This window comes from Micromonospora sp. WMMD754 (assembly GCF_049315235.1).
Classification (GTDB): domain Bacteria; phylum Actinomycetota; class Actinomycetes; order Mycobacteriales; family Micromonosporaceae; genus Micromonospora; species Micromonospora sediminicola.
In genome coordinates this window covers 4362366-4375282 of record NZ_CP186058.1, presented here as the reverse complement: position 1 = coordinate 4375282, position 12917 = coordinate 4362366, and the positions used below count along the sequence as shown (strand labels likewise).

Genomic DNA, 12917 nt, shown 5'->3' with positions numbered 1-12917 from the left:
ACGCGGGCCTTTCGACGAAGCCAGGATCAGGTCGGATCGGCCACCGGGGCGGCCGGGCCGGCGGTGCCGGCGTGCGGGCCGACCGGCGCCTTCGGCTTGGCGTCGATGCCGGCCTCGGCACGCTGCTGCCCGGTGATCGGGGTCGGCGCGCCGGTCAGCGGGTCGAAGCCGCCACGCGTCTTCGGGAACGCGATCACCTCGCGGATCGAGTCCGCGCCGGCCAGCAGCATGCAGACCCGGTCCCAACCGAACGCGATGCCGCCGTGCGGCGGGGCGCCGTACTTGAACGCCTCCAGCAGGAAGCCGAACTTGTCCTGCGCCTCCTCGGGCGTGATGCCCAGCAGGTCGAACACCCGCTGCTGTACGTCACCCCGGTGGATACGGATCGAGCCGCCACCGATCTCGTTGCCGTTGCAGACGATGTCGTACGCGTACGCCAGCGCCCGGTCCGGCGCCTCCTCGAAGCGGTCCACCCACTCCGCGTTCGGCGAGGTGAACGGGTGGTGCACCGCGGTCCAGCCGCCCTCGTCCGTGCGCTCGAACATCGGCGCGTCGACCACCCAGCAGAACGCCCACGCACTCTCGTCGACCAGGTTCGACCGCTTGGCGATCTCGATCCGGGCCGCGCCGAGCAGCTCCTGCGCCTCCCGGGTGTTCGTGCTCGCGGCGAAGAAGACCGCGTCACCGGGCTTTGCGCCGACCGCGTCGGCCAGGCCGGCCAGGTGCGCCTCGGACAGGTTCTTGGCCACCGGGCCGCGCGCCTCGCCGGTCTCCGCGTCCAGCACCACGTAGGCCAGGCCGCGCGCGCCGCGCGCCTTGGCCCAGTCCTGCCAGCCGTCCAGCTCCTTGCGGGTCTGGCTCGCGCCGCCGGGCATGACCACCGCGCCGACGTAGCCGCCCGCGTCGATCGCGCCGGCGAACACCCGGAACCCGGTGCCGCGCAGGTAGTCGGTCAGCTCGGTCAGCTCCACGCCGTAGCGCAGGTCCGGCTTGTCGGAACCGTAGCGGGCCATCGCGTCGTGCCAGGTGATCCGCGGGATCGGCCGAACGATCTCGTGCCCGGCCAGGTCCTTCCAGAGCGAGGAGACGATGGCCTCGCCGAGGTCGATCACGTCGTCCTCGGTGACGAACGACATCTCGATGTCGAGCTGGGTGAACTCCGGCTGCCGGTCGGCCCGGAAGTCCTCGTCGCGGTAGCAGCGGGCGATCTGGTAGTAGCGCTCCATGCCGCCGACCATGAGCAGCTGCTTGAACAGCTGCGGCGACTGCGGCAGCGCGTACCAGCTGCCCGGCTGCAGCCGCACCGGCACCAGGAAGTCGCGCGCGCCCTCCGGGGTGGAGCGGGTCAGCGTCGGCGTCTCGATCTCCAGGAAGTCCCGCTCGTGCAGCACCGTGCGGGCGAGCTGGTTGGCCTTCGAGCGCAGCCGCATCGCCCTGGCCGGGCCGCCCCGGCGCAGGTCCAGGTAGCGGTACTTGAGCCGGATGTCGTCGCCGGCCTCGATCTGGTCGTCCACCGGCAGCGGCAGCGGCGCGGCCTCGGAGAGCACCTCCAGCGCGGCGGCGGTCACCTCGACCTCGCCGGTCGGCAGGTCCGGGTTCTCGTTGCCCTCGGGGCGACGGGTCACCTCGCCGACGACCTTGACGCAGAACTCGTTGCGCAGCGCGTGCGCGTCCTCCTCGCGGAAGACCACCTGCACGACGCCGGAGGCGTCGCGCAGGTCGACGAAGATGACACCGCCGTGGTCGCGCCGGCGGGCCACCCACCCGGCGAGCGTCACCGTCGAGCCGGCGTCCGCGGCGCGCAGGCTTCCGGCATTGTGGGTACGGATCACGGCTGGCGTCTCCTCATCTGGTCCACGACTGCTTCCCGCATTCTGTCAGGGCGGACCGGCCGGCTCCCGGGCACCCGTCGGAGCGGCCCGGCCCGGGGGTGTGGCAAAGCCGGGCCGTGACCCGGGCGGACGGTTACCGTGGCCGGGTGCGCGTCGTACCGAGCTGGGCCGTGGGCGTCGCGGCGGCCGCGCCCGCGATGCTGGTGACGGGATGGACGGTCGCCGGCGCCCGCCAGCCCCCGGATTACGACCCGGTGCGGGACACGATCAGCGAGCTGGCCGGCGAGGGGGCGACCGACCCCTGGCTGATGGGGGGCGTCCTGGTGCTGCTCGGCGTCGCCTACGTCGCCACCGCCGCGGTGCTGCACGCCGCCGGGCTGGCCAGTCGGTTCCTGCTCGCGCTCGGCGGCACGGCCACCGTCGGGTTGCTCGCGTTCCCCCGCCCCGAGGTGGGCGGCTCGCCGGCGCACGGTGTGGTGGCCACGGTCGCGGTGCTCGCGTTGTCGCTCTGGCCCGCCGGCTCGGCCCTGCGCCTGCCGCGCGCCGTGCGCCGGGAGGTGGCCGCCGCGCCCACCGGCACGCCCCCGTGGGCGTTCCGCCGGCCGGTGGCGCTGACCGTGACCGCGGTCCTGCTGGTGCTGTTCGGCTGGTTCGTGATGGAGGTGACCGGCGGCTCGCGGACCGGGCTGGCCGAGCGGGTGGCGGCCCTGGCCGTCGCGCTCTGGCCGCTGGCCGCGGTCCTGTCGGCCCGCCGGGCGGCCACGACATCCGCTCCCGCGCCGGTCAGTCCGGGTCGGCCGGGAGCAGGTGGCTGACCCGCGTCACCGACCCGGTCGGGAACGCGGAACGGGCCGCCGGTCACCCGGCGGCCCGTCCGTGGGGTCTCGATCAGAAGACGCTCACGCCGTAGACGCTGAGCGCCTCGGTGACCGGCTGGAAGTAGGTGGTACCACCGGTGCGGCAGTTGCCGCTGCCGCCGGAGGTGAGGCCGAGCGCGGTGCTGCCCGAGAAGAGCGAGCCGCCGCTGTCGCCGGGCTCGGCGCAGACGTTGGTCCGGATCAGGCCGTAGACCGAACCCTCGGCGTAGTTGACCGTCGCGTTGGTGGCGTTGACCGAGCCGCTGCGCAGGCCGGTGGTGCTGCCGGAGCGCTGCACGCTCTGGCCCACGTAGGCGTTGCCGGCGCCGGTGATGTCGCGGTAGCTGCCGTTGTAGAGGTAGACGTTGCCGGCGGCGTTGCCCGAGTTGCTGTGCCGGACGATGCCGTAGTCGTTGCCCGGGAAGCTCGTCCCGGCGCGGGTGCCGAGCAGGCTGGTCTGCGAGGAGTTGCTGTACCAGCTCGACGAGATGTTGGTGCAGTGGCCCGCGGTGAGGAAGTAGTACGTCGAGCCGCTGCGGACGTTGAACCCGAGCGAGCAGCGGCCCCCACCACCGGCATAGATGGCCTGGCCGCCGGAGATCCGGGTGCTGAGCGTGCCGGCCTCGGCCTCGATCCGGACCGCGCCACCGGTGCGGGCGGCGGCGGCCTTGACCCGCTCCAGCTTGGCGCCGGTGACGGTGCTGTCGACGGAGACGACGACCTGGTTGGTCGCCGCGTCGGTCCACCAGGCGGTGCCCGGGATCTTGGCGGAGCGCTCCAGCTCGCTGGTGGCGGCCCTGAGCTGCTTGGCGCCGCGGGTGACCAGCTTCGGCGTGGCGCCGGCGGCGTGCACCTGGCGGGCGGCGGCGGCGTCGGTCACCGTGACGACCATCTTGCCGCTGGCGTCGCCGTACGCGCCGGCGGCCCGGTCGCCGAGCTTCTCGACGAGGGTCGCGGCGGCGTCCGGCGAGAGGGGCGAGGGCGCGGCCTGGGCGGGGGCGCCGAGCAGGGAGCCGGTGGCCAGGGTGCCGGCCAGGGCGACGGCGGCGGCGCGGCGGAGCGTGGACCTCGTGGGTCGCATGTAACAACCTCCGGATGGGGGTGAACGGGCGCTGTCATGGGGAAGCGCCCGAGGACAACCCGGGCGACCTGGGGAAACCGTCCGGGCTGACCAAAGTATTCACATATTTAAGATCGTAAGCAAGACATGACTTTGCCCGGATTCGCACCGGACCCCGATGTAACGGCGTGGCAACAACATCGTCATGGAGTGTCAGAGCCGCTCAGGGCGGTCAGGCGCGACGGCGGGCCCCCGGACCCGGGCGGGGCAGCACGTCCCGAGGATCGGCCACGTCGTGCCCGTCGGCGCACCGCAACGCGACCCGGACCTCGGCGCCGCAGTCGCGGTGCGCCACGGTCAGCGGCGCGCCCTCGGGGTCGGCCAGGTGGCGGTCACCCCAGCCGAGCACCGCGACCAGCACCGGCCACAGGTCCAGTCCCATCTCGGTGAGCCGGTACTCCTGCCGCGGCCGGCTGCCCGGCTCCCGGTACGGCTCCCGGCGCAGCACGCCCCGTTCCACCAGCATCGACAGCCGGTTGGTGAGCACCTGACGCGGGATGCCGGTGCGCACCCGCATGTCGTCGAAGCGGCGTACGCCGTTGAACACCTCGCGGAGCACGACCACGGTCCACCGCTCGCCGAGGATCTCCATGGCGCGCGCGATGGTGCAGTTCTCCACCGACCAGTCCAGTGCCGCGGGTCTCATGTCGACCAGGCTAGGTCTGATTGACAGACTCAGCAACGCGCTGCGAGGCTGGGTCCATGACACAGACGCAGGAGCGCAGCCGCACGTTCACCTGGTCCGACCCGGTCGCCGGGGCCGCCCACGTCGGCCGGCGCAGCGGCCTGGAGCTGCTGCGCGCGATGATCGCCGGCGAGCTGGCCGCGCCACCGGTCATGCACCTCATCGACATGGCCCGGATGGAGGCCGACGAGGGTCGCGTCGTGGTCGAGCTGCTGCCGCAGGAGTTCCACTACAACCCGCTCGGCACCGTGCACGGCGGCGTCCTCTCCACACTGCTGGACACCGCCGCCGGCTGCGCGGTGCACACCACCCTGCCGGCCGGCGTCGGCTACACCTCGCTCGACCTCAACGTGAAGTTCCTGCGCCCGGTCACCGTGGACAGCGGCACGCTGCGCTGCGAGGGCACCGTGCTGCAACGCGGTCGCCGCACCGCCCTGGCCGAGGCCCGCCTCACGGACCCCGCCAACCGCCTCGTCGCCCACGCCACCTCCACCTGCCTCCTCTTCCCCCTCGACCAGCCCGCCTGACCCCGCCGCCCTCGCCTCCCTCGCCTCCCTCACCGCCCTCGCCTCCCCGGCGATCTTGCACTTTCGGCCCACGGAACGCCTGATCCACGGCTTTTGCCCGGGCAGCAACTGCAAGATCGCCGAGGGGTGAGGGGGTGAGGGGGTGGGGGGGTTAGCGGGGGGTGGTGAGGCGGGAGGCGCGGGCGGCGCGGCGCTCCTCGAAGCGGGACGCCTGGGTCTCCAGGGTGTCCAGGTGGGCGGCGATCTGGTCGCGGGCGGTCTCGCCGTCGGCGTCCAGGCCGGTGACGTCGAACAGGTTCCACTGGCGCAGCACCGGCACCACCACCTCGTCCCGGTGCTGCCGCAGGTCGTAGATGCCGGCCAGCGCGATCGCCACCGACTTGCGGGCGAAGCCGTCGATGCCGACCCCCGGCATCTGGAAATCGGCCAGCACGTCGGCCACGGCCCGCATGGCCTGGCTCGGCGCCAGCTCGAACGCGGCGCCGAGCAGGTTGCGGTAGAAGACCATGTGCAGGTTCTCGTCCGCCGCCACCCGGGCCAGCAGCGCCTCGCAGGCGGGGTCGCCGGTGGCCCGGCCGGTGTTGCGGTGCGAGATGCGGGTGGCGAGTTCCTGGAACGACACGTACGCCAGCGAGTGCAGCACCTCGTCGTCGTGCGTGTTGCGGTAGCCGGCGGACATGTGCACCATCCGCGCCCGCTCCAGGGCCACCGGGTCCACCGCCCGGGTCACCGTGAGGTAGTCCCGGATCGCGGTGCCGTGCCGCCCCTCCTCGGCGGTCCACCGGTGCACCCAGGTCCCCCACGCGCCGTCGCGCCCGAAGAGCGTGGCGATCTCGTGGTGGTAGGAGGGCAGGTTGTCCTCGGTGAGCAGGTTGACGATCAGCGCGGTGCGGGCCACCTCGGACATCGTCGAGTCGGCCTCCGACCAGGGCTCCCCGCCGAGCGGGCCGTCGAAGGTGCGCCCGTCGCTCCACGGCACGTACTCGTGCGGGAACCATTCCTTGGCCAGCGACAGGTGGCGGTCGAGGTTCTTCTCGACCACCGGCTCCAGTTCGGTGAGCAGGGCGGTCTGGCTGAGCACGGACACGACGTTCTCCCTACGGTGGCGTAACTTACGCCACCGTAGGTCCAAACGTCGTCAGGCGCCAGTGCCGGCCGGACCCACCAGCGGTTTGAGGTCCGCCCGGGGCGGCGTCCACTCGCCCGCCGCCGCGGCCACCTGCTCACCGGAACGGATGTCCTTGACCTCGTCGCCGTCCGCGCCGGGGAACCAGACGTACGGGATGCCCCGCCGCTCGGCGTACCGGATCTGCTTGCCGAACTTCGCCGCGGACGGCGACACCTCCGTGGGCACACCCCGGGACCGCAGCGCCGCCGCGACCGCGTCGCTGGCCGCCCGTTCCTCCTCGGCGGTGACCGCGACCAGCACGCACGTCGGCACCGACCGGGACACCGACAGCGCCTCGGCGCCGAAGAGCAGGCCGAGCATCCGGGTCACCCCGATCGAGATGCCCACCCCGGGGAACCGCACACTGCCCGCACTGGCCAGGTTGTCGTAGCGGCCGCCGGAGCAGATCGAGCCGAACCGCTCGTAGCCGATCATCTGCGTCTCGTAGACCGTGCCGGTGTAGTAGTCCAGGCCCCGGGCGATGCGCAGGTCGGCGACGCAGAGGCCGGGCGCGTGCGCGGCGGCGGTCTCCACCACCGCGGTCAACTCCGCGATGCCCTCCTCCAGCAGGGGATCGCTCACCCCGAGGGCGCGCACCGCGTCGGCGAACGAGGCGTCCGGCGCGGAGATCTCGGCCAGCGCGAGGCACGCCTTGGCCTGGGCCTCGCTCGCCCCGGCGGTCTCGGCCAACAGATCGGCCACCTTCGCCGGGCCGAGCTTGTCGAGCTTGTCCACGGCGCGCAGCGCCGCCTCCGGGTCGGTCAGCCCGATGCCCCGGTAGAAGCCCTCGCAGATCTTGCGGTTGTTGACCTGGATCCGCACCGGCGGGATGGGCAGCGACCGCAGCGCGTCACCGATCACCAGCGGCATCTCGGCCTCGTAGTGCGCCGGCAGCGAGTCCCGGTCGACGATGTCGATGTCGGCCTGGAGGAACTCGCGGTAGCGGCCCTCCTGCGGCCGCTCCCCCCGCCACACCTTCTGGATCTGGTAGCGGCGGAACGGGAACTGCAGCTTGCCGGCGTTCTCCAGCACATAGCGGGCGAACGGCACGGTCAGGTCGAAGTGCAGGCCGAGCGCGTCGTCGCCGGCCGGCCCGTCGGCGTCGGCCTGCAACCGGCGCAGCAGGTAGACCTCCTTGGAGGTTTCCCCCTTGCGCAGCAGCTGGTCGAGCGGCTCCACCGAGCGGGTCTCCAGCGGCGCGAAGCCGTACAGCTCGAACGTGGCGCGGATCCGGTCGAGCACGAACTGCTCGATCATCCGCTGGGCCGGCGTCCACTCGGGGAAGCCGGAGATGGGCGTGGGCTTGCTCATGACGTACTCCTTGGAAACCCGCGCGGGGCGCGGGTGCGGTCTAGAGGCCTCGGGTGGGCGCGGCCGGGCGCGCGGACCCCGCCACCTCGACGAGGTAGGGGTTGGTCGCGCGCTCGCGGCCGATGGTGGTCGCGGGACCGTGGCCGGGCAGGACGACGGTGTCGTCGGCCAGCGGGAGGACCTTCTCCCGGAGGCTGGCCAGCATGCGGGGCATGCTGCCGCCCGGCAGGTCGGTGCGCCCGATCGAGCCGGCGAAGAGCACGTCACCGGAGAGGCAGATCTCGTCGGCCTCCCAGGACGAGCCGGCGCCGGGCATCCGGAACAGCACCGACCCGCCGGTATGGCCGGGGGCGTGGTCGACGGTGATCTCCAACCCGGCCAGCGACAGGGTCGCGCCGTCGGTCAGCTCGGCCACGTCGTCGGGCTCGGCGTAGGGCAGGCGACCGCCGAAGAGCGCGGTGAGGTCCATCGAGAGCGCCTTGGACGGGTCGGCCAGCAGCTCCCGGTCCTCCGGGTGGACGTAGGCGGCGATGCCGCGCGCCCCGCAGACCGGCGCGACCGAGAACGTGTGGTCCAGGTGCCCGTGGGTGAGCAGCACGGCGGCCGGGTGCAGGCGGTGCTCGGCGAGCACCTCGTCGAGCCGGTCGAGCACCCCGATGCCGGGGTCGACCACCACGCACTGCTCCCCCGGAGCGGTCGCCACCACATAGCAGTTGGTGCCGAAGGCGTCCGCGGGAAAGCCGGCCACGAGCACGTCCGTCCCCTTTCCGTCCGGTCGTCGTCCTCGCCCAGCAGCCTAGTCGCACCGGCGAGCGGGTTTCGCCCGCCACCGGACCCGCCTGCCCCAACAGTCCCAGTGACACCTTCCGATAAACGCAGGCGGGACCTCGTACACCACATACACAGTCGGTACCCGTACACTCTGGCGGGCGTGTGGCGTGGCGCACCCCGACCGGGACGGCGGGCGACGTCGGCGACGCCGGCGGCGATCAGGCAGAGGAAGGGGAGCACCGGTGGCTTCCAGCAGGGACCGGCAGCGCAAACTGGCGCGGGCCAAGCTCGACCGGCAGCTCGCCCGGCGGGCCGCGGCCGCGAAGCGCCGCCGGCAGATCCAGGCCGGCGTCGGCGCCGCGGTGGTGCTCGCGCTGATCGTGGCCGGCTCGGCCTGGGCGCTCGGCGCGTTCGACTCCGATCCGGAGAAGCCGACCGCCGCGGACGTCTGCCTCTGGACCCCGCAGGACGGCGCGGCGAACACCAACCTCAAGGACGTCGGCACGCCCGCCACCAAGGACCTGCCCACCGAGGGCACGCGGTCGATGACGATCACCACGAACCAGGGTGGGCCGATCACGGTCGGCCTGGACCTGGCCGACGCCCCGTGCGGCGCGGCGAGCCTCGCCCACCTGGCCAGCCGGTCGTTCTACGACGACACCAAGTGCCACGAGATCACCACCGAGGGCGCGCTGCGCTGCGGCGACCCGAGCGGCACCGGGATCGGCGGGCCGACCTACTCGTTCTACAACGAGAACGTCCCCTCCGCGCCGGAGCCCAGCCCGTCGGCCTCGCCGGCGCCGGGGCAGCCGCCGGCGTACCCGAAGGGCACGGTCGCCATGATCGGCAACCCGCCCGGCACCAACGGCAGCCAGTTCCTGATCTTCTTCAAGGACTTCAACCCGGCCAAGCCGGACTACAGCGTGGTCGGCAGGGTCACCGGCGGCCTCGACGTGGTGGAGAAGATCGGCGCGCTCCCGACCGTGGACAATGGCAGCGGCGCCAAGGTCAAGCCGAAGACGGACGTGGTGATCCAGAGCCTCACCGTCGGCGAGCCGAACGCCGCGCCGGCCGCGTCCAGCGCGCCGGCGAGCAGCCCCAGCGCCGGTTGAGTCGACGCTGACCCACCCAGGACTCGACGGCGCGCGGCGCCGTCCCCCGATACCCAGCAGGTGAGGAGAGACCGTGACGTCCACGAGAGACCGCCAGCGCGCGGCGGCGCGGGCCCGGCTCGAACGGGAGATGGCCGAGCGGGCCGGCAAGGCCCGCAAGCGCCGGCAGACGCAGGCGATCGTCGGCGCCGCGGCCGTACTGGTGCTCGTCGTGGCCGGCACCGTCTGGCTCGCCACCTCGCTCGGCGACGATGACGACGACAAGCAGGGCGGCACCGCCGCCGGCTTCGTCCAGTGCGCCTACACCGAGGTGCCGAAGGAGGGCCGGCCGGCGCAGATCAAGGACGTCGGGCTGCCGCCGGCGGAGCAGGCGGCCAAGGGCAGCCAGACGATGACGATCGACACGAACCTGGGCCCGATCACCGCCAAGCTGGACCGCACCAAGGTGCCCTGCACCGCGGGCAGCTTCACCCACCTGGCCAGCAAGGGCTTCTTCGACAACACCAAGTGCCACCGCCTGGTGACCCAGGGCATCCAGGTGCTCCAGTGCGGCGACCCCAGCGCGACCGGCAAGGGTTGGCGGGACACCGACGGCACCGGCGGGCCGGGCTACAACCTGGCCGAGGAGAACCTCCCCACCGACAAGCGCCCGCCGTACCCGGAGGGCGTGATCGCGATGGCCAACTCCGGCCAGCCGGGCAGCACCGGCAGCCAGTTCTTCATCGTGTATGGCGACTCGCAGCTCGATCCGAACTACACGGTGCTGGGCACGATCACCGGCGGGATGGACGTGGTGAAGCAGGTCGCGGCGGCCGGCGACGACGGCGCGTTCGCCCAGCAGGCCGGTGGCGGTCACCCGAAGAAGGAGATCGTGATGACCAAGGTGAGCCTGAGCCCGATCCAGGGCTGAGCACCCGCGCGACGACGAAGCGCCCGCCGGCTGGGATCAGCCGGCGGGCGCTTCCGCGTGCGGGGTGGGCGGCTCAGGCCCCCGAGGTGACCCGGTACGCGTCGAAGACGCCGTCGACCTTGCGCACCGCGGCGAGCAGGTGCCCGAGGTGCTTCGGGTCGGCCATCTCGAAGCTGAACCGGCTGACCGCCACCCGGTCCCGGGTGGTGGTGACGGTGGCGGAGAGGATGTTCACCCGCTCCTCGGAGAGCACCCGGGTGACGTCGGCCAGCAGCTTGTGCCGGTCCAGCGCCTCCACCTGGATGGCGACCAGGAACGTGGAGGCGGAGGTGAGCTTCCAGCTCACCTCGACCACCCGCTCGGGCTGGGCGCGCAGGTCCTCGGCGTTGGCGCAGTCGTCGCGGTGCACGCTGACCCCGCCGGAGCGGGTGACGAAGCCGAACACGGAGTCCGGCGGCACCGGCGTGCAGCACCGGGCCAGCTTGATCCAGACGTCGCTGACGCCGCGGACCACCACGCCCGGGTCGGCGCTGCTCTGCCGGCTGCGCGGCGGCCGGGTGGCGACGGCGGTCTCGGCGATGTCCTCCGCCGCGCCCTCCTCGCCGCCGTAGGAGGCCATCAGCTTCTGCACCACCGACTGCGCGGAGACCTGGCTGTCGCCGACCGCCGCGTAGAGCGAGGCCACGTCGGCCAGGTGTAGGTCCCGGGCGATCGCCATCAACGCGTCCGAGGTGAGCATCCGCTGCAACGGCATGCCCTGCTTGCGCATCGCCTTGACGATCGCGTCCTTGCCGGCCTCGATCGCCTCCTCGCGCCGCTCCTTGTTGAAGTACTGGCGGATCTTGGTGCGGGCGCGCGGGCTCTTGACGAAGCCCAGCCAGTCCTGCGTCGGGCCGGCAGTGTCGGACTTCGACGTGAAGATCTCGATCACGTCGCCGTTGGACAGCGTCGATTCGAGGGGCACCAGCTTGCCGTTGACCCGCGCCCCGATGCACTTGTGCCCGACCTCGGTGTGCACCGCGTACGCGAAGTCGACGGGCGTCGACCCGGTCGGCAGCGGGATGACGTCACCCTTGGGGGTGAAGACGTACACCTCCTGGCTGGACAGGTCGAAGCGCAGCGCGTCCAGGAACTCGCTCGGGTCGGCGGCCTCGCGCTGCCAGTCCAGCAGCTGCCGCAGCCAGGTCATCTCGTCGATGTGCGCCGGCGGGCCCACCACCGGGGTGCCCTTGTGCTCCTTGTACTTCCAGTGCGCGGCGATGCCGAACTCGGCGGTGCGGTGCATCGCGTAGGTGCGGATCTGCATCTCCACCGGCTTGCCGGTGGGCCCGATGACCGTCGTGTGCAACGACTGGTACATGTTGAACTTGGGCATGGCGATGTAGTCCTTGAACCGGCCCGGCACCGGCTGCCAGTTGGCGTGGATGACCCCCAGCGCCGCGTAGCAGTCGCGCACCGTGTCGACCAGGATCCGCACACCCACCAGGTCGTAGATGTCGTTGAAGTCGCGCCCCCGCACGATCATCTTCTGGTAGATCGAGTAGAGGTGCTTCGGCCGGCCGGTGGTCTCCGCCTTGATCTTGGCGGCCTTCAGGTCGGTCGACACCTTCTGGGTCACCTGGCGCAGCAGCGCCTCGCGCTGCGGCTGGTGCTCCCCGATCAGCCGGTTGATCTCCTCGAACCGCTTCGGGAACAGCGTGCCGAAGGCCAGATCCTCCAGCTCCCACTTGATCGTGTTCATACCGAGGCGGTGCGCCAGCGGGGCGAGGATCTCCAGCGTCTCCTTGGCCTTCTGCTCCTGCTTGGGGCGGGGCAGGAAGGTCAGCGTCCGCATGTTGTGCAGCCGGTCGGCCAGCTTGATCACCAGGACCCGCGGGTCCTTCGCCATGGCCACGACCATCTTGCGGATCGTCTCCGCCTTGGCCGCGTCGCCCAGCTTGACCTTGTCAAGCTTGGTGACGCCGTCGACCAGCAGCGCGACCTCACCGCCGAAGTCGGCCCGCATCGCGTCGAGCGTGTATTCGGTGTCCTCGATCGTGTCGTGCAGCAGCGCCGCGACCAGCGTCGTGGTGTCCATGCCCAGGTTGGCCAGGATGGTCGCCACGGCGAGCGGGTGGGTGATGTACGGGTCGCCGGACTTGCGGTACTGACCCGAGTGCCAGCGCGCGGCCGTGTCGAAGGCGCGCTGCAGCAGCCGGGCGTCGGCCTTGGGGTGGGCGTCCCGGTGGGTGGAGATCAGCGGCTCCAGCACCTCGCTGACCTGCGAGGTCTGCCAGGGCGCGTTGAACCGGGCCAGCCGGGCGCGTACCCGACGGCCGGTCGGCGCGTTGGAGAGGGCGAACCCGCCGCTGGTCGAGGGGTCGTCGGTCGGGAACGGCACCACGACCGCGCCGCCGTCGGCCGTCGCGTCGGGCACGCCCCCGGTGGCGCCGGTCGCCCGGGCCGGAGGATTGCCGCTGCGCTCGGTCACCGAGCCGTCCGCGTCGCCTGTCGGGTGCACCGTGCCCTCCACCGGAGGGACGACATCGTGGGACACCGGCCTCCTCACCGCTCGCCGGGGATGCGTCGGCCGTGCGGCCGACGTCTGGTTCAACCGACCCGGGGGTCGGTGTTGTTCCGCGCCG

The 12917-nt window shown here is 72.3% G+C and carries 11 protein-coding genes; 4 read left to right on the top strand and 7 right to left on the bottom strand.

Going from position 1 to position 12917, the window contains the following annotated elements; translation table 11 throughout:
* Positions 1–26: 26 nt before the first annotated feature.
* A complete protein-coding gene (gene aspS, locus ACN27B_RS21125; protein WP_422741330.1) occupies positions 27–1832 on the bottom strand; it encodes an aspartate--tRNA ligase in 1806 nt (601 codons plus the stop codon).
* Between the two features lie 146 nt (positions 1833–1978).
* On the opposite strand from aspS, the gene ACN27B_RS21120 reads away from it, so the two are divergent.
* The gene (locus tag ACN27B_RS21120) at positions 1979–2647 is read left to right on the top strand and encodes a DUF998 domain-containing protein (RefSeq protein ID WP_422741329.1); all 669 of its coding nucleotides are present in this window, start codon (positions 1979–1981) and stop codon (positions 2645–2647) included.
* A gap of 73 nt (positions 2648–2720) precedes the next feature.
* On the opposite strand, the gene ACN27B_RS21115 is transcribed toward ACN27B_RS21120, so the two are convergent.
* Positions 2721–3770: a S1 family peptidase gene (locus ACN27B_RS21115; RefSeq protein WP_422741328.1), complete on the bottom strand. Its 1050-nt coding sequence runs from the start codon at positions 3768–3770 to the stop codon at positions 2721–2723.
* Positions 3771–3981: 211 nt separating this feature from the next.
* The gene (locus ACN27B_RS21110) at positions 3982–4455 is read right to left on the bottom strand and encodes a winged helix-turn-helix transcriptional regulator (RefSeq protein WP_099161554.1); all 474 of its coding nucleotides are present in this window, start codon (positions 4453–4455) and stop codon (positions 3982–3984) included.
* A gap of 56 nt (positions 4456–4511) precedes the next feature.
* Here ACN27B_RS21110 and ACN27B_RS21105 point away from each other — a divergent pair, with 56 nt between their 5' ends.
* Complete coding sequence (locus ACN27B_RS21105) at positions 4512–5021, top strand: PaaI family thioesterase (protein ID WP_355523798.1); 510 nt, start codon at positions 4512–4514, stop codon at positions 5019–5021.
* Between the two features lie 151 nt (positions 5022–5172).
* Here ACN27B_RS21105 and ACN27B_RS21100 read toward each other — a convergent pair whose 3' ends face one another.
* From ACN27B_RS21100 to ACN27B_RS21090, 3 genes are read right to left on the bottom strand one after another with little or no spacing between them, the layout of a single operon-like run.
* Positions 5173–6108, bottom strand: coding sequence for an acyl-ACP desaturase (locus ACN27B_RS21100; RefSeq protein WP_091578111.1), 936 nt, complete (start codon positions 6106–6108; stop codon positions 5173–5175).
* A gap of 51 nt (positions 6109–6159) precedes the next feature.
* A complete protein-coding gene (gene hisS / locus ACN27B_RS21095) occupies positions 6160–7500 on the bottom strand; it encodes a histidine--tRNA ligase (RefSeq protein ID WP_099161556.1) in 1341 nt (446 codons plus the stop codon).
* Between the two features lie 40 nt (positions 7501–7540).
* Positions 7541–8254: an MBL fold metallo-hydrolase gene (locus ACN27B_RS21090; RefSeq protein ID WP_099161557.1), complete on the bottom strand. Its 714-nt coding sequence runs from the start codon at positions 8252–8254 to the stop codon at positions 7541–7543.
* A gap of 259 nt (positions 8255–8513) precedes the next feature.
* On the opposite strand from ACN27B_RS21090, the gene ACN27B_RS21085 reads away from it, so the two are divergent.
* Both ACN27B_RS21085 and ACN27B_RS21080 read left to right on the top strand, forming a co-directional pair.
* Positions 8514–9383, top strand: a complete 870-nt coding sequence (locus ACN27B_RS21085) for a peptidylprolyl isomerase (RefSeq protein ID WP_099161558.1) — start codon at positions 8514–8516, stop codon at positions 9381–9383.
* A gap of 73 nt (positions 9384–9456) precedes the next feature.
* Complete coding sequence (locus ACN27B_RS21080; RefSeq protein ID WP_099161559.1) at positions 9457–10293, top strand: peptidylprolyl isomerase; 837 nt, start codon at positions 9457–9459, stop codon at positions 10291–10293.
* Between the two features lie 73 nt (positions 10294–10366).
* Here the strand turns inward: ACN27B_RS21080 and ACN27B_RS21075 are convergent, their stop codons facing one another.
* The gene (locus ACN27B_RS21075; protein ID WP_172967999.1) at positions 10367–12805 is read right to left on the bottom strand and encodes a RelA/SpoT family protein; all 2439 of its coding nucleotides are present in this window, start codon (positions 12803–12805) and stop codon (positions 10367–10369) included.
* Positions 12806–12917: the final 112 nt, after the last annotated feature.

What these genes read in the sequence shown, in the direction of transcription:
- ACN27B_RS21115 (WP_422741328.1), bottom strand. Translation starts at nt 3,770, where the DNA reads ATGCGACCCACGAGGTCCACGCTCCGCCGCGCCGCCGCCGTCGCCCTG.
- ACN27B_RS21110 (WP_099161554.1), bottom strand. Translation starts at nt 4,455, where the DNA reads ATGAGACCCGCGGCACTGGACTGGTCGGTGGAGAACTGCACCATCGCG.
- ACN27B_RS21105 (WP_355523798.1), top strand. Translation starts at nt 4,512, where the DNA reads ATGACACAGACGCAGGAGCGCAGCCGCACGTTCACCTGGTCCGACCCG.
- hisS (WP_099161556.1), bottom strand. Translation starts at nt 7,500, where the DNA reads ATGAGCAAGCCCACGCCCATCTCCGGCTTCCCCGAGTGGACGCCGGCC.